General features: G+C 60.0%; 18 protein-coding genes and 1 pseudogene. 9 read left to right on the top strand and 10 right to left on the bottom strand.

Annotation, left to right across the window (positions count from 1 at the left end; all coding sequences use genetic code 11):
* The first annotated feature begins 9 nt into the window (after positions 1–9).
* Entirely contained in the window at positions 10–252 is a 243-nt protein-coding gene (locus tag GVL61_RS09200; RefSeq protein ID WP_159979225.1) for a hypothetical protein, read from the top strand.
* 106 nt (positions 253–358) lie between these two features.
* On the opposite strand, the gene GVL61_RS25400 is transcribed toward GVL61_RS09200, so the two are convergent.
* Positions 359–574, bottom strand: coding sequence for a hypothetical protein (locus GVL61_RS25400; RefSeq protein WP_368667112.1), 216 nt, complete (start codon positions 572–574; stop codon positions 359–361).
* A 174-nt stretch (positions 575–748) separates the two neighbouring features.
* Positions 749–1,174: an Rrf2 family transcriptional regulator gene (locus GVL61_RS09190; protein ID WP_159979223.1), complete on the bottom strand. Its 426-nt coding sequence runs from the start codon at positions 1,172–1,174 to the stop codon at positions 749–751.
* Between the two features lie 90 nt (positions 1,175–1,264).
* Between GVL61_RS09190 and GVL61_RS09185 the strand changes: the two genes are divergently transcribed.
* Positions 1,265–1,711 carry a globin domain-containing protein gene (locus GVL61_RS09185; RefSeq protein ID WP_159979221.1) on the top strand — a complete coding sequence of 149 codons (447 nt, stop codon included), beginning with the start codon at positions 1,265–1,267 and terminating at the stop codon, positions 1,709–1,711.
* A gap of 188 nt (positions 1,712–1,899) precedes the next feature.
* Positions 1,900–2,721, top strand: a pseudogene (ligD, locus tag GVL61_RS09180) (non-homologous end-joining DNA ligase); the annotation flags it as partial.
* 73 nt (positions 2,722–2,794) lie between these two features.
* Here the strand turns inward: ligD and GVL61_RS09175 are convergent.
* Positions 2,795–3,070 (bottom strand): hypothetical protein, encoded by a 276-nt coding sequence (locus GVL61_RS09175; protein WP_159979219.1) that lies wholly within the window; start codon positions 3,068–3,070, stop codon positions 2,795–2,797.
* Positions 3,071–3,796: 726 nt separating this feature from the next.
* Between GVL61_RS09175 and GVL61_RS09170 the strand changes: the two genes are divergently transcribed.
* Complete coding sequence (locus GVL61_RS09170) at positions 3,797–4,426, top strand: cupin domain-containing protein (protein ID WP_159979217.1); 630 nt, start codon at positions 3,797–3,799, stop codon at positions 4,424–4,426.
* A gap of 67 nt (positions 4,427–4,493) precedes the next feature.
* Here GVL61_RS09170 and GVL61_RS09165 read toward each other — a convergent pair whose 3' ends face one another.
* The 3 genes from GVL61_RS09165 to GVL61_RS09155 form a co-directional block, all read right to left on the bottom strand.
* The gene (locus tag GVL61_RS09165; RefSeq protein ID WP_159979215.1) at positions 4,494–5,927 is read right to left on the bottom strand and encodes a DUF1254 domain-containing protein; all 1,434 of its coding nucleotides are present in this window, start codon (positions 5,925–5,927) and stop codon (positions 4,494–4,496) included.
* Entirely contained in the window at positions 5,924–7,357 is a 1,434-nt protein-coding gene (locus tag GVL61_RS09160; RefSeq protein WP_159979213.1) for a DUF1254 domain-containing protein, read from the bottom strand. The genes GVL61_RS09165 and GVL61_RS09160 overlap by 4 nt, the downstream gene beginning before the upstream one ends.
* Before the next feature lie 78 nt (positions 7,358–7,435).
* Complete coding sequence (locus tag GVL61_RS09155; protein WP_159979211.1) at positions 7,436–8,131, bottom strand: TetR/AcrR family transcriptional regulator; 696 nt, start codon at positions 8,129–8,131, stop codon at positions 7,436–7,438.
* Positions 8,132–8,294: 163 nt separating this feature from the next.
* On the opposite strand from GVL61_RS09155, the gene GVL61_RS09150 reads away from it, so the two are divergent.
* Positions 8,295–10,730: a TonB-dependent receptor gene (locus tag GVL61_RS09150; RefSeq protein ID WP_159979209.1), complete on the top strand. Its 2,436-nt coding sequence runs from the start codon at positions 8,295–8,297 to the stop codon at positions 10,728–10,730.
* A gap of 267 nt (positions 10,731–10,997) precedes the next feature.
* Here GVL61_RS09150 and GVL61_RS09145 read toward each other — a convergent pair whose 3' ends face one another.
* Genes GVL61_RS09145 through GVL61_RS09135 form a run of 3 tightly spaced genes read right to left on the bottom strand, consistent with a single transcriptional unit; the run spans position 10,998 to position 12,856 of the window.
* Complete coding sequence (locus tag GVL61_RS09145) at positions 10,998–11,561, bottom strand: FMN-dependent NADH-azoreductase (RefSeq protein ID WP_159979207.1); 564 nt, start codon at positions 11,559–11,561, stop codon at positions 10,998–11,000.
* Positions 11,562–11,618: 57 nt separating this feature from the next.
* Complete coding sequence (locus GVL61_RS09140) at positions 11,619–11,999, bottom strand: VOC family protein (RefSeq protein ID WP_159979205.1); 381 nt, start codon at positions 11,997–11,999, stop codon at positions 11,619–11,621.
* A complete protein-coding gene (locus tag GVL61_RS09135) occupies positions 11,996–12,856 on the bottom strand; it encodes an NAD(P)H-binding protein (protein ID WP_159979203.1) in 861 nt (286 codons plus the stop codon). The genes GVL61_RS09140 and GVL61_RS09135 overlap by 4 nt, the downstream gene beginning before the upstream one ends.
* A 198-nt stretch (positions 12,857–13,054) precedes the next feature.
* Here GVL61_RS09135 and GVL61_RS09130 point away from each other — a divergent pair, with 198 nt between their 5' ends.
* Entirely contained in the window at positions 13,055–13,468 is a 414-nt protein-coding gene (locus GVL61_RS09130) for a helix-turn-helix domain-containing protein (RefSeq protein ID WP_159979201.1), read from the top strand.
* Between the two features lie 129 nt (positions 13,469–13,597).
* Entirely contained in the window at positions 13,598–13,969 is a 372-nt protein-coding gene (locus GVL61_RS09125; protein ID WP_159979199.1) for a cupin domain-containing protein, read from the top strand.
* Positions 13,970–13,979: 10 nt separating this feature from the next.
* Here the strand turns inward: GVL61_RS09125 and GVL61_RS09120 are convergent, their stop codons facing one another.
* Complete coding sequence (locus tag GVL61_RS09120) at positions 13,980–14,870, bottom strand: AraC family transcriptional regulator (protein ID WP_159979197.1); 891 nt, start codon at positions 14,868–14,870, stop codon at positions 13,980–13,982.
* Positions 14,871–15,005: 135 nt separating this feature from the next.
* On the opposite strand from GVL61_RS09120, the gene GVL61_RS09115 reads away from it, so the two are divergent.
* Both GVL61_RS09115 and GVL61_RS09110 read left to right on the top strand, forming a co-directional pair.
* On the top strand, positions 15,006–15,749 hold the full coding sequence (locus GVL61_RS09115) for an SDR family NAD(P)-dependent oxidoreductase (RefSeq protein WP_159979195.1): 744 nt from the start codon (positions 15,006–15,008) through the stop codon (positions 15,747–15,749).
* 16 nt (positions 15,750–15,765) lie between these two features.
* Positions 15,766–16,161, top strand: coding sequence for a VOC family protein (locus GVL61_RS09110; RefSeq protein WP_159979193.1), 396 nt, complete (start codon positions 15,766–15,768; stop codon positions 16,159–16,161).

Raw genomic sequence — 16,161 nt, 5'->3', positions numbered from 1 at the left:
GAGAAGGCAATGGAGCTCGACCAGGATATTGGCCCGCCGAACCAACAACTCTATCCCGCCATCGTCGCCTGTCTCGGCGAAGGCAGGGACCCGACGCTGGCAGAAATTGCGCATGTCGCAAAACGGATCCGCCGCGAAGCCTTCCCGGCTATTGTCCTTAGTTCCACATGCAGGCACGGGATCGTTTTGAGCGCCTTGGCAGCGTTAGGTGCGGTGAACACCGCAGAAGTTCGTTCGCCGGTGGGCCGGTAGCATTTTCCGACCCCGGGCCGCGCGAAATTGATTGCACCGCGAGAGGATGGGGCCGTGAAAAAAAGCAAGCTTCCGGCCCGGTGTCGTTCCTTACAAACGGACACCGCTATTCACTGAAAGTAGCATTCCATCTGGATTGCTCAGCAATCATTCGACGAAGGCTGGCACTTGGGGTTTGATTGTGGTCGAGCAAGGTCAACTGCGCTATCTCATCACAGATCCTGGTCGCGAGAGCGGCGCTTGGTTGCTCACCCCGGATGGCGAGCCTGGCTTGGTTGAACCGACGGTTTTGCACCGCGTGGAACCATTGGGCAGCGTTCAATTTTACGTCCAGTTCCTCAGGACACCAGTTGAGTGAGCCTTTCGGGCTGTCTTCGCGCGGACCAGCGGGTCAGCCCGAGAAAAAAGCACGGTGTCATAATTGCGGGCGACTCCGCGACAGATTGGCAAGGCCATCACCTGAGCATTCGCGCATCCATATCGCATAGAGCAAAAGCTATGCAGCGGCGGCACGAAATGGAAACCGGGAACCATTGGCAGCTTCGGCCAAGGTCTGTTGATCCAGTTCAGCCAGGAAAGCATCCATGGCGCGCTCCAGCATTCCTGTGAGACCGCATTGTGTGCGAAGAATACATCCGGCGCAATCGGCCAAGTTCAGACAGGGCTCCGTCAACCGCACCACTTCACCGATTGTGATGGTTTCCGCAGCGCGCCCGAGCCGAAAACCACCACTGCGACCACGAACGGTCTCCAATAGACCCGCGTTCGATAACGCATTCACTACCTTCATGGCGTTGTTGCGGGGAATGCCATGATCGTCCGCCACTTGCCCAATTCCAAGCAACTGCCTGCCACCCTTGGCCTCAAGCGCGGCGTGAAGGAGGATGCGCAAAGCGTAATCGGTGTGCGCGGTCAGACGCATTTTAGAAAACCTCTTTAATCATGTTTATAGCTTGCATGTTTTAGCACCCAAGTATAGATGCATCGGGTAGGCATCATTAAGGAGATTTCCGTGGCTGCACCCCTTTCCGACCAAACCATCGCCATTGTTAAGGCCACGGCGCCCGTTCTTCAGCAACATGGCGTGGCGATCACCACACGCATGTACGAGCGTCTTTTCACGAATGAGGAGGTACGCGATCTCTTTGACCATGCCGCACAAGACTCGGGTGAACAGCCGCGCCGGCTTGCAGCAGCGATTCTCGGCTATGCTCAAAACGTCGACAAGCTGCAGAATCTCACGCCGGTGGTCGCGCGCATGGTTGAGCGCCACGTCGAAACGGGGGTGAAGCCCGAGCACTATCCTCTTGTCGCCGAAGCCCTGCTTCCCGCGATCCGGGACGTCGTGGGGGAAGCTGCTACCGATGATGTGCTTAGCGCATGGGGGGAGGCGTACTGGTTTCTGGCAGACATCCTGATCGGCAAGGAGCGCGCGTTGTACGCACAGCAGCCTGCCTGATCCAACGACCACAGCCCGGGACACGGGGCGCCGGTGGAATTGAATATGTCCCTCCGGCTTATGATTGCATGGAGGGGCAAAGGTAATGCCCCTCAGGACGTTTACTCGCTGTCCCGGTCCGGGCTGTCCGGCGCCACTGCGGGCGGTTGTTCGCCGCCCCGGTGCTGAGCACGGTGGTGCGAGAGACCGTTGCGCCGATCATGCTGCCGTGGGCGGGAAGCCGGCCCATCAGCCTCGTGCGATGCCCTCAAGGGCGCGCAAAGAAATGTTTCTTTCAGAAACACGACGCCGGCAGCTTCGGCGATGACGTCAAACATATCGGTATTCGCGAGAAGGACGGTCACGAGGAATCTTATCTTTTCATAGATACGCCCACTGGCCGCCTGACGTGGGTGCAAATGGGTACGATCGAGTTTCATGGCTGGGGCGCGCGCATCGAGGATGTGGAGGAAGCCGACAGTTTGGTTTTTGATCTCGATCCGGATGAAGGGCTTGAGTTCAAGGATGTGGTCTCGGCCGCATTCCATATCCGGGATCTGCTGGCCCAGATGGGGCTTATCACCTTTCCGATGGTGACAGGCGGGAAGGGCGTTCACGTCATTGTCCCGCTTACCCCGTCCGCCGAATGGCCGGTGGTGAAGGATTTTGCCCATCGGTTCGCCTTGGCGCTGGAGCAAGCAGACCCTGCACGTTTCACCGCCGCCTTGTCAAAATCCCGGCGAACGGGCCGCATTTTTATCGATTACCTGCGCAATCAGCGCGGCGCGACGCCCGTCATGCCTTACAGCGCTCGTAGTCGGGAGTATGCGCCCGTTGCCGTTCCTTCGTCATGGGACGAACTGCATGATCTCGACAAGCCTTCGAATTGGCATATCGGTGACGGCGCTGAGATGCTGAAGCGTGCGTCATCGAAGAACCCTGCGCACTGGGGCCCCGCTTCCCAAAAGATATCTATCCGGTCGTCTCACGCCGAAGCACCCGCCGCCAGCGGCGATGCTTGGGGAATTTAATCACTGCAGGCATAGAGACCACGACCTGACCAATGATAACAACGGTCGAGAGCGACGATGCCGACCCGATCTATCAATTCGAGGTAACCACGCAATAAGTAAGCATCGGAATGCCAACGACAAGGATTAATAACGCGACGTTAAGTTCAGCAAACCTATTCATGCGACCTAGCCAGCTGTTGGGGCAAATCTCAGAATGTTTGGTTGCGTCATATTCTGTTTGCAGTGAGAAATCATCGGAAAGGAAGTGCTCACGCCTTGGGCGTAAACGCTGATGATTTTCTTCGATGCCTGTCCCATCGATAGGGTGCGATAGCCGGTGGTGTGGTTTTTCAGAAGACTTTGACATGCGCGATTCCCGCTTATTCGAGGCCACAGGCGCGTTTCGCGCGCCCGGGAGATCCAAATCGAATAGAGCCCGAACTCAAGCGGCAATGACCGTGAGCTCGGGCTAGCGGCGTGCAGCTAGTTGGCCGGCGTGATCGATGAACCGCTTATATGTCTCAAGCAGAAGCATCCAGCGAACATCGCGAAACGCCGGCTGAATGTCAAATCGGCGAGGATGCCCCGCCTTCCAGTTTGGACCCATTCTTGCTATTCAACCGCCAAATTCGAACCCCTGGATCTGGACATTCCGTTTCTCAATTATGGATGTCTACGACTGGCCGGAGTGGAAAGACGACTGCAGAGCCGGGGGCAACAATAGGTGCCGTACGGGGCGCTGCCCTCGTGATCCTTTTGATAGATGAAGTTCGCCGCGTGTCGGTTTTCCTAAATTACCGGACGGAACGGGGATTGGTAATCCGGTGCCCTAAATGCCGGACGACTTCCTTAAAGGTCGGGCAGTTGAGGGGATGTGAAGGGCGAAGGCACATTGGTTGAGAGCGGCAGGTGTCGACCAAACCAAGTCGTTCAAAGATGGTGTTTGAGCGGCAGTTCCAGACAGGAGCCGCCGTTCGAACCCGATACACTAACGATCAGCAACGCCTCGATCCTGACATTGAGGGTACTCCATCGCTTTATCACTTGCTGTCGTACAGCGTTGAAGACATCCTGACCGAGAGGGGCCATTACCATGCTCGTGCCGATGTTCCTTATGTTCGCTGCGGTCAGCGAAACCAATGTCCCGCCAGTGCCTGGCCTTTGCATGGCTCCTGTCCCAGTCGACCACGACATGCCGGGCTGCTACCAGACCGGGACGGTCGAACTCGACGGCGCACCACCTAACATTTTCTGGCAGATATATGAGTTTTCAACGCTCGAGGCAGCTCAATCCGAAGCTGCCCGTCACCGCTGGGCAAGCGTCGCCGAAGCGCACGCGAAGGTGTGGCTGTACGTCATTGGCGATCAATTCGAGAATGTGATGGGCGGCGTCAAGCGGGCCGGCATCGGTCCTCTTGCCGTGCCGCCCGGCACAGGCACGGCGCATTTCTCCGAGGCCATATTTCCACCCGGAATGCGAACACGCGTTCATTCCCACCCGGGCCCTGAAGCCTTCTATGTTGTTGCGGGTGAGCAGTGCATGGAAACACCAAGCGACAAGCGGATGATCCCGGCGGGTGGAACATATGTCGTCGAAAGTGGCCCGCACATTCAGGCGGCGCCCAAGGGCCGCCGTAATCTCGTACTTATCTTGGCCCCGAAGGGAGTTTCGGCGGTTGTCCCGGGTGGTGAATGGAAACCGACTGGCTTCTGCGACCAATAGCGACCAAACCACGACGTTCAGGCCTCATCTCCGGAGTGGCTGCGTCCGCCATAGGCTGCCATTTCCATCAGCGGGGCTGCGGTACAATAGCAGGCGGCTTCCATCGCCCAGTCTGGATCGCTTCGCCAGGTCCATACAAGCGCATCATGAGATAGAACGGCGCTTCCGGGGATGGAAGCCACACGACGTCTGGATCCTGTGGCCTGGTGCGCGAGACGACGATGTCCCGCAGAGATCCGTCAGGCTTGGTGATCCCCGGGGTGCGATTGCCGACCGAATACCGTCTCAACGCGTTTGCCGTCATCGCCCCTCTGTCGTCGTATAGCGTGATCGACCAAAATGCGCGGACAGGTGGCGGTGCCTTCATGGCGAGACGGTAGGATCGATGGCCGTCGAGTGCGGAGCCGTCCTCGGCAGTGCGTGCGATGGGGTAGATCGCCTCTTCGGGCAAGGTGACGAAGATCTGGTCTTTTGATACCGCCGCCCTCAGGAGCCAGTCCGACCCAAAACGGGCGCCCGCAAGGTTGACGCTCCATCCACCGACTTGGGTCCCGAACGCACTTGCGGCATGCGAGACGATGGCCGATCCGTCGGCCATCGCGCGATCTGCCCGCTGATCGTCATCGGTGGTCCATGCTGCGGCTTGGGCCTTTTGCAAGAGAGGCTGGAGGCGGTTGGCGACAGCTTGATCCTGCGGCGAGAGCTTCATGTCGGCCAAAGCAACGGCGAGCTGCTGCAAGAATGCTCGTCCGTTTGTGCCTTCCGGAAACCGGCGTTGCTTCGGCGGTGACCCGACGGGGATGGTGCGGCCATCGACGAATCGCTCCACCTTCATGGCATCCTGCAATGCTCGAACCTTTGGAAGATCCTGCGCGGACTCGACAAGCGTGCGTCCCCAAAGATGCAAGTATCGGTCAGAACTGACGATCTCGATCATTCCGGCGGGAACCGGACCGGTGTAGCTGGCCGCTCGAATGAAAAGCGGCGGCAGCTTGCCACCATGCGTGCGGCTGCCGAGCGACGCGCTCGTCGTACTGTCGGGATGCGCGACGGAGAACGTGTAGTACCGATCTCGGAAGTCGGGCGTCGTGACGATGAACGGGCCCGTGGTCACGTCAAAAGTGGCGTTGCTGTAGAGGGTGTCGTTGTTCGGCCCGACGCCGGACTTGTTGTCAGGGTCGGCCAGAATCCGGCCATGACCGAAGCGGTTCAACGCTGCTCCGGCTACGGCCGGCGCGCGCGATCCCGCCGGATTCGCAGGTTGAGTGAAGAACAACCGGATTTTTGCCGCGTCGACGATCGGCTTGCCCCAGACGAAAGCCATGACCGCAAGACTATAGTCATTGCATGCGGCAGTACGGAATATTTCATCGTTGGTTTTCGCTCCGGCTAGAGAATGCGAAGCCTGATCACACGTACCGGTCGGTTGTGGAGTCGCCGAAGCACTGGCGGCTGCAAGTCCTATGACAACCGCGAGGGCGAGTTGCTTGGGCACCTTCACAGGCCTGGCTCCTTCCTGACAGCCGGCGGGAGCCACTGACCCTTGAGTAGTGCCTCCTCCGGGCCTTGCGCGCGTATCACGAGATAGAAGCGTCCTGCGGGCGACGGGAGCCAGTTATTCGCCGCTTGCGGTTGATCATGCTGTACGGAAATGGTCAGCGATCCATCCTTGGCTTTCCTGATGCCGGGCGTGCGATCATTGACGATGTAGCGCGCGATTGGGTTCGGTGAGAGTTCGCGGGTCGCAGCGTCATACAGGGTGACGGACCAGAAGAACTTCGCAGGAGGAGGCGTGCGGAACGTCATCCGGTAGGCGTGCTTAGATCCGTCCAACGGATCGCCATCGGCATCGACGAACGTATTGAATGGATAGTTTTCTTCCACGACATTAGCGCCAGTTCCGAGCGTGTTGATTGCTGCCCGGTAGACGTAGTTATAGCCGTAGGCCCCGGTGTCGGCCGGCGTCTTCCAGGTGCCCGCCGGATATCCGCTAAGAGCGGCGGAGTCCTCTATCGTGCTACCGGCGAGTTTGAACCCAGCCAGCATTCCCGCCTGAAGATCAGGATCATTAAGCGCGGTTTCGATTGCTGCGGGGCCAAGACCGATGCCTAACGCCTGATAGCGATATACGAGTGCAGTCTCGGTGTCGGGATGGCCCGCATTTCGCAAGATCCAGTCCAGCACCCGATAGAAACTGGAGCTGGTGGTGGTTCCCGGCGCCGGGAATTTTTCCCTGTCGTCCGACGTCCCGGGTGGAGCTTGCAGGGAGAAGCCTGATTGAATGGCTCTTGCCTCGGTAGGCTGGCGCAGGTCCTTCGCAAGGACGCGAAGCAGGATCCAGCAGTAAGGCGTTGCTACTGTGAAACGCTGCGTTCCGGCAGGCAGCGTTCCCTTCCAACTAGCGGGCACGATGGCATAACGACCGGGACCAAAGCCCCTCGTGCGCGCGCTGATATTCGACGAGTTTGCAAAGATGTCGAGGAAGTTGGCCGTGAAATAGGTTCCATGCGTATCCGGCACGGTGAGGATCATCGGGCCCTTCGTCAGGTCGAGCCAAGCGTTGGAATAGAGGGTGTCGGCATTGGGTGTCTTGAACGGAGCGTACCCCGGCCGGGCGAGATCTCGGTCATGGGCGAACTTGTTGAATCCGGTGTAGCCCGGTGCCGAACGATCGACGGCTTGGGCGTACATCTGGGCGTACTCCAGCACGGCGCTGGTCCCATAAAGCCGCGCATCATAGGCCAGCATCTGAGCATGAAGGCGCCGGCCGTCCCCCACTGGTGGCAGCAGGTCGGCGTGAACGGGCCAGGAAAACTGATCGGCCAGGTCTGGATCATAGCTATGGGCTGCCTGGAGGCTTTGCGCTCCCAGTGAAGTGGCCTGACAAAGTGCCAGCAAAAGGCCGCCCGCGAGGAGCCTCGTTGCCCTCATTACCGCTCTCCCATCTCGTTGCCTCTTTCAAGACATGTATCTTAAAGACGGGATAGGCGGTGAGGAATGGGCCGGCAGCTAGCCTTTCTGATAGCGGGCGCGAAGGGACTTGCTCGGAGGGGCCTGGAGGGCTGCCGTTGCCATCGTCAAAGCTTCGTCAATCACGAGCTCGAGGTCATGTCGCTGGCCCTCGAAGGTCAGTCCTGCATCCCAGGAGATGATAAGGTTGAGAAAGACCAGCGTTGCGGCGTTTAGCCTCAGCAGTGCGATATCACGATCGAAGCCGAACATCGCATCGTAGTATAATTCCATCAAGTCTGCGAGCGCAGGGGCGTTCTTGAAGCTGTCGCCAGGGTGCGCGATGCCTTTTGCTCTGAATCGGGTCAGGTATTCGGAAGTGAAGCGGACATAGGGGTGGCCTCCGGCTTCATCTGTAATATTAAGCTGCGGAATCAAAAGCGTTTTTAGAAGTGATCGGAGGTCTGATTCGCGCCCGGTGCTTCGCATTTCATCGATCATCTGGCGCCGTGCGGGCTCCATTTGATCGACACGAAATTGCAGGATCGCCGATATGAGATCAGCCCGATCGTCAAAGTGATAATGGACGGCAGAGTTGTTGCTCTGACCTGCATCGAGGCGAATTTGGCGGAGGGACACGCCATCAATTCCGTGCTCACCAAACAAGCGTTCTGCAGCGAGGATGATCTTGATCCTCGTGTCATTCGTGTCGCATGCCGTCTCCCTCGGCTTTGCGGAATTTTTCCTGATGCTCATGATAGGTCTTTGGCACATTTTGCTCCTGGCAGACGAGCGAATTCCATCCCGCCTGAGAACGATCCCTGCGATTTAGGACAGGTGGATTAATCCATATATCTCAAATAGGCCGGTCATCAACGGGATCGCGAGAATCAGGCGATCGGATAAAAGGGGAGAGAGAATGCTGAACGCAGGGATCATTCGCGCACTGTCGATGACAGCTTGCCCTATCGCTATTATCTGCGCCGGCGCGGCGCAGGCTCAAACGGTCGACACCACTGGACCTGCAACGCCTCAGGCCGAAGAGACCTCGGAGACCGCCGGCGGTCTGGGGGATATCATCGTGACCGCTCGTAAGCGCCAGGAGACGTCTCAGGATGTCCCCGTTGCGGTGACTGCGATCTCGGCGGCCCAGATTGATCGCTACGACCTGACCAGCATCGAGAAGGTTGCGGCCAGCATGGGTCAGCTGACAGTGGGGCGTAACTCGACCGGATCGGGCGCCCAGATCACGCTGCGTGGCATCGGGACAGCACCCAGCTCGATCGGTATCGAGCAGTCGGTCGCGGTTGTCCTGGATGGAGCCTATTATGGCCAAGGGCGGATCATCAACGAGGGTTTCTTCGATGCCGCAAGCGTTGAGGTCCTGAAGGGGCCGCAGGCGCTATTCTTCGGCAAGAATGCCACCGCCGGCGTCATCAACATCGCGACCAATGACCCGGGATCGTCCTTCGAGGCGACTGCGCGCACTGGGTACGAGATCAAGTCGGGGACAGTCTATGGCGAAGGGGTAATCTCTACCCCGGTGACCGAGACGACAGGGGTGCGACTCGCCGTTCGTGCCAGCAGCACGAGCGACGGCTACTTCACGAATGGAGGCATGGAGCTTCCCTACGTCACCACTAACCGGGTGACCGGATTGCGGACGTCGCATACTCAGCCGGTCGGCCCACGAAACGTGTCTCCCGAGAAGGAGATCATGGGGCGTCTGACGGTGAAGAGCGAACTCACGGACAAGCTGACCGCGACGGTCAAAGCCTCCTATTCGCGGACGAAGGTCGACAACCCTGCGTCGAACCGGGTCACCTACGAATGCGCCGGCGGGGACAGCTGGTTCAACACCTCCCTGTCATGCGGCAAGCGTTTCGTCGTCTACAACAACGACATGCCTGCCGATATCGCCGCCACCATTCCAGGCGCTGGCGATGGCAGTCAGTACAACACGTACCGTTCGTGGGGTGTGACCGGCACGCTCGAATATTCCGGCGATCATTTCAGCGTCACCTCGGTGACGAACTATCAATACAACCGGAACAATCTGCTCGTCGATGGCGACTTCTCGTCGGGATCAGCAGGCGTGACATTCGCTGTAGAGGACTCACGCTGGCATGCGTTCAGCTCGGAGCTGCGCGCGCTCACTAGCTTCGACTTCCCGCTGAATGTCATGGTGGGCGGCCTGTACCAGGACACCCGGCGCGACTTCCTGCAGTATGTGGTGAACGGCGGGGCGGAGAATTCAAACGCTCCTGATCCAAGCTACCGCTACGCTGGGATCGTCAAGGATTCCTACACGAACGGTAAGACGCTAGCCGCCTATGGCCAGGCGATCCTGACGCTCAGCAAGACGATCGAGGCGACTGGCGGCATCCGCTATACGCACGAGACGAAGAACAGCGCCTTCGTCCAGCCCTATACCTTCAACCCCATCTTTGCGCCGGGCGTGGTTGTCCCGGCCGACCAGACTTTCAACAACTGGTCGCCGGAAGCCACCATTCGTTGGCAGCCGGTGAAGGACATTAACCTGTTCGCGTCTTACAAGACCGCTTACAAATCTGGTGGCTTTTCCAACAGCGGCATCAACTCGACGTTTGCGGCGGCGGACAATTTTACGTTCGAACCAGAGAAAGCAAAGGGGTTTGAGGCTGGTATCAAATCGACCTTGTTCGATCGACAGCTGCGGCTCAATCTGATCGGTTACACCTATAAATACAGCAACCTGCAGATCGACTTTTTCGATAGTTCGCTTTTTGCCTTCAACACCATTAATGCCGGTGCGGTGCGAACGAAGGGTCTTGAGCTCGAGGCTGAGTTCGCACCTTATGCCTTGGCTGGGCTGACCCTGCGCGGGTCGGTGAACTACAACAAGGCGCGTTATCAGGACTTCCTCGCGCCTTGCTACGCTGGGCAGACGATCAGGCAGGGTTGTACGTTCCCCAATCGGTTCCAGGATCTCAGCGGCACCGAGACAGCGATAGCGCCGACCTGGACCGGAACGCTCGGCGCTACATACGAAGCGTCGTTGGGCAGGGATACCGATCTCAGCCTGTCGGCCGATGCAAAATACAGCGACGATTACCTCCCCTCCGGCTTTGGCAATCCGTACTCGCGGCAGGCCGCATATGTGACCCTCGATGCGACGGCCAAGATATCGTTCGCCAAGCAATGGGACCTTGCCATTATCGGGAAGAATCTCACCAACCGCTTTGTGGCGACCGGCGTAGTCGATGGGCCTGGAACGGGTTCTGGCACTGGAACCGCAGCAGGCATTCATGCTGACCAAATCGGTCTGATCAGCCTGCCACGCAGCGTCCGCCTCCAGCTTACCTGGCGCTACTGAACCTCCCAGCGCCAACAAACCTCAGTCCGTTCTGTCTTCTGGCAGGGCGGGCTTCTTCTTTGTTGAAACGGGCATATTTCCGGCAACTCGCGACCAACTCACGCCATTTGATGGCTGTCGCCTGAGCGTCAGCTTTCGCCAACATTCGCCGTTTAGCGGCAGGAGCGCAAATTGGCCGCGATAGCCTGAACCGGCCTTTCGCGAGTTGGGCCTGCCATCGCCGTCCAGCTGGCGCACTGCGACAATGACAAGCCACCCTAATTCCGCTCAGACGAATATCTCCGAAACCTTCTGATGCGCGTGAGCTATCGCAGCCTCGAGTTGTACTGGTCCCAGCAACATGCCCTCCGCGATTATAAACTCGGGCACGACACCAATGAATCCGAACACCGTCGACAGATAGGTTTCGAGATGCTCAGCACCCGCCGCAGGGGTATCTGCGCCATACAGGCCGCCACGCGTCACCGCGATGATCACGCGCTTGTCGCCGGCCAGCCCGGTTGGGCCGGCTTCACCGTAGCGGAAGGTTTTGCCGGCGACGAGGATACGGTCGATCCACGCCTTCAACTGGGTTGGCACGGTGAAGTTGTACATCGGGGCGCCTATGACCACGATATCGGTATCAAGGAACTCGTCGAGGGTGGCGGTGCTCGCGCCTGGCGTCGGCATCATCGATAGCGTCAGATGATCGATCGGCGCCGCGGCGAGGTCGCGATAGGTTATGGTGAGGCCTGGATTGGCCGCTGTCAGGTGCGCCACGATGCTGGCGGAAAGCTTACGGCTGATTGAGTTGTCACCCGTGATTGCACTGTCGAGATGAAGAAGTTTCATTTTTGGCACTCTTGTTCGTTGTTGCGGCGCGCAATTCCTACGGATTGAAGACGGATCTCAGCCGGCGACGCTATAGACGGCGAGCTTGCTGCCATCGGGATCGCGGGTGTAGGCGGCCAGGGCGCCGGGTGCCCATGGCCGGGGGCCAACCGCCCCCTCGTCGGGCGCGCCAAGTGTCAGCGCGGTTTCGTGAAATACGCGGACGGCAGCCTTGTTCGGCGCCGCGAAGCTGATCGTCACCCCGTTTCCGACAGTTGCGGGCTGTCCGTTGCGGGGCCGGGTGACCATGAAGCACGGTTCGCCATCCCCCCACATCGATGCGTCGTCCTCAAGATCGAGGATGCGGGTCCAGCCAAGCGTGGCCAGCACCGCGTCGTAGAACCGGCGCGAGCGTTCGATGTCGTTGGTGCCGACGGTGATATGCGTGAAGCCGCTCATGCCGCCTCCGCGATCAGCGCTTCGGCTAGCACGGCTGACAAGTTACGCGGCTTGCGCCCGGTCAGGCGTTCGACGTCGCCCGACAGATAGTCGTAATTGTGCGAAGCGGCCTCGCGCTTGCCTTCGATGATGGCGTCGACAAAGGTTGCGGGGATGGCCGCCTGGTTCAGCCCGTCGCGCAGGGCCGCCTCATCCATGACGAGAAAACCGATCTCCCGCCCCAAAACGGCGCTGACGTGCCCGGCCTTCTCCCGGCCCGTCAGCCGTTCCGGCCCGCTGATCTGATAGATGGCGCCGTCATGCCCCTCGCCCGTCAACACAGCCGCGGCGGCGGCGGCAAGATCGTCGCGCGAGACATAGGCAACACTCTCCTCACCGAGGCCGGTCAGCACGCCATGCGCGGCAGACAGTTGCGCTTCCTGCGCCATCGCTTCGGCGTGAAAACTGGGACGCAGGATCGTCCAGTTCGGCGCGTTGGCGATGAGGTGCTGCTCGCCGATCCAGTAGTCATTGGCCATCGACGGGGTCATCACCTTGCGCGTGCCTTGCGCAGAAACCAGTACGATCCGGCCAACGCCAGCGGCGACCGCCGCATCGATAGCGCGGATGAACTGGGCGCCGCGAATGTCGGGGCGAAGGTCCGCGCTCGGGATGATGAGCAGGCTGTCCAGACCGGCATAGGCCCCGGCCAGGCTCGCCGGGTCGTCATAATCTCCGAAGCGCGTGGTGACAGCTGCGGTGGAGATAGCATCAGGAGTGCGCGAAATCGCGACGACCTCGTGGCCATCCCGCGCGATCAGGTTGGCGATTGTGGAACGCCCGAGCTTACCGTTCGCACCGCTGACACCGATTTTCATGGCTGCTTCCTTCATAAACATAATGTTCGTCCCGGAAGTAGGAGGCGGCACAATTCGCACAAGAATGCACTTTTCTGTGCGCCACGATCAGGGATGTTCGTGTCAACGCCATAGGCACATTTGAACGTGACGCACTTTTTGTTCATGCCGGGAGATGCTATCGGGGTCGTCTTCCTTTGGAGATACCATGAGGTGTCCATGCCCATTCCGAACGCCACGCCGTCCTCGCCTCGCCTCCATCTTGTCGCTGATGATGAGGATCATTCCGGCTGCCGGGCGCTGCTGCAGGTGCTCGATCGCATCGGCGACAAGTGGACGGTGATGGTGGTCGGGACGCTGGCCAGGGGCCCGATGCGCTTCAACGCGATCCAGCGCGCCATCAATGGTATTTCGCACCGCATGCTCACGCTGACGCTGCGCGGCCTCGAACGCGACGGCATGGTCGAGCGCCGAGCCTTTGCGACGATCCCGCCTAAAGTCGAATATGAACTGACCCCGCTCGGCCGATCGCTGATCGCCCCACTCGATACGCTGATGTGCTGGGCGCAGGAGAACCGCCCGACGATCGAGCAGGCGCAAACCGGGTATGACGGACGCCCGCAGGGCGACTAACCGAGGCTTCACGAACATCCGTGATCGTGGCGCACAAACTTGTGCATTCTTGCGGCGGATCGGATGCCCCATATCTCTGCAAACTGCCCGGCGACGCTCGCATCGAGCGCGCGCAACAGGATTTGCAACATGACCGACCAGCCCATCATCGAGACATTCGAGAGCGTCAAATGGAAGGATTTCCCGAACGCACCCGGTGTGCAGTATGTCGATGTCGAAGGCTCGATTTCCTCACCCGGCCCGTTTCTCGCGCGGGTGCGCTTTCCGGGCGGGATCGACACGCCGCCGCATCGGCATGAAGCGCCCTTCATCGACCGCAATACAGTGATTTCAGGCACGCTGTTTGTCGGGATTGGCGAGACGTTCGACAAGTCCAAAGGCATTGCCGTGCCGCCGGGCGGGGTCGTCGCCATTCCACCTGGTGTCGCACATTTTGCATGGTCGGACGAAGAGACAGTCGTACATGTTCATGGCGAAGGGCCGTGGTTGCCGACTGCCTGACTGCGCCCTTTTATGGCGTCAGGTGACTACCGCATACAATCTGCAGCGTATCCTTCGACGGAGGCAGGCCGAAAAAGCGCGAATATTCTCGGCTGAACTGCGTGGCACTTTCATAGCCGACACCGAAGGCGACCGAGGTGGTATTGCCTTCGCCTGCTATGAGCAAGGAGCGTGCGTGCAGCAGCCGGATGCGCTTCTGGTACTGGAGCGGGCTGAGGGCTGTCACTGCCTTGAAGTGCCGGTGAAACGCGGACACGCTGAGTGCAGCCATCTGTGCCAGCGCCTCGACCCGCAGCGGAAGGGTAAAATTCTTGCGGATCCACTGGATGGCGATGCCGACCCGCGACAGGGCGGTGCCCGGCGCGGCGATGTCGCGCAGCATCCAACCGTGCGGGCCCTGCAGCACGCGGTAGAGGATCTCGCGCTCATAAGCCGGGGCGAGTGCGGCAACGTCGGCGGGGCGCTCCATCAGGCGCAGCATGCGGACCCAGGCGTCGAGGAGTTCGTCGGTGACGGGCGCGATCGAGAAGCCCGGGCTGTAGAGATCGCCTCCGGCAGGTTTGGAGATGTCGGCGAGCAGATTGGCGACGATCGTCGGCTCCAGCGTAAGGCTGACCGCAAGATAGGGCTCCCCGGTCTCCGCGGGATGCACCGAGCCGACGGCGGGGAGGTCGACCGACATCACGAAATAGGTCGCCGGGTTGTAGCGCAAGGTGCGCTCGCCGACCGTCATCGTCTTTGATCCCGTCAGGATCAGGTTGATCATGGGATCATAGACCGCCGCGAGCTGATGCTCGGGAATTTCGCCCTGGACCATCGCTACGCGCGGAATACCGGTATCAGTGCGCCGGTTCTCCGCATGGGCGGCAAGGCGGCGCAGTTCTTCGAGGTTCGCGTTCATGCCGATGCTCATCCCATGAGAACCCGGTGCAGCCAAGCCAAAAGCAGGAATAGGCATGGATTGAAGAGGATCCGGTGAGCGGCGCCCGCGCCGCTGTCGTAGCTCAAGGGTCGACAGCAACCCGAGGAGTTCCACATGAAGATCGTCATCATCACTGGCGGCAGCCGAGGTATCGGAGCGAGCGCTGCCCGGCTTTGCGCCCAGCGTGGCATGGGCGTCATCCTGACCTACAACAGCAATCCCGCCCTGGCCGAAACCGTCGTTCACGGGATCGAGGCCGACGGCGGCAAGGCCGTCGCGCTGAAACTAGACGTCGCCGACACGTCTGCATTCCCCGCATTCCGCAACTCCGTCGGCGCCGCGCTCAAAGCGCACTGGGATCGCGAGACCTTCGACGGCCTCGTCAACAACGCAGGCTATGGCCTCTACAACCCGATCGCGACCGTGACGGAAGCGGAGTTTGACGGACTGTTCGCCGTGCATCTGAAGGGGCCGTTCTTCCTGACGCAGACGCTGCTGTCGATCATGGCCAACGGGGCCCACATCGTGAATGTCGCCAGCGCCACTGCCCGCGTCGCCACCGCCGGTGTCGCACCTTATGCCAGCTTCAAGGGCGGCCTCCAGGTCCTTACCCGCTATATGGCCAAGGAGTTTGGGGACCGCGGCATTCGCGCCAATTCGATCTCCCCCGGCGCGATCCGCACCGACCTTGGTGGTGGCCTGAACGACGAGTTCGAGGCTATGCTTGCCGGACAGACCGCCCTTGGCCGGGTCGGCGAGCCGGACGATGTCGGCGGCGCCATCGCAGGACTCCTTTCGGAGGATAGCCGCTGGGTGAATGCCCAGTCGATCGAGGTCGCTGGCGGTTACATAATCTGAAACGGGAGAATAGCGGATGCTCGATCATGTCTTTATTTCGGTCAGCGATCTCGATCGCTCGATCGCCTTCTACACCACTGCGCTGACGCCGCTCGGGATCACCCAGCGGGTCGATTACGATGGGAAGGATGGCCCTCCCGGTCATCCTGACCTCAAGGGCTTCGGCAAGAACAACCGAATTTTTTTCTGGCTAAGGCCTGGCGTGGTCGAGGGAGGAGCTGCCCATGTCGGCTTTGTCGCCTCGTCGCAGGACGAGGTGGATGCGGCCTATGCCGCCGCGATCGCCGCCGGTGCGACCGACAACGGCCCGCCCGGCACGTGGCTCTACTACGACCCCCGCTACTATGCCGCGAGCGTGTTCGATCCCGACGGATACAGCCTGGAATTCACCTACAAGAGTTGGCAGCACTGA

It is taken from the genome of Novosphingobium sp. 18050 (assembly GCF_902706195.1).
In the GTDB taxonomy this organism is placed as follows: domain Bacteria; phylum Pseudomonadota; class Alphaproteobacteria; order Sphingomonadales; family Sphingomonadaceae; genus Novosphingobium.
Note: the sequence above shows the minus strand (reverse complement) of the source record. Positions and strands in the feature narration are given on the sequence as shown.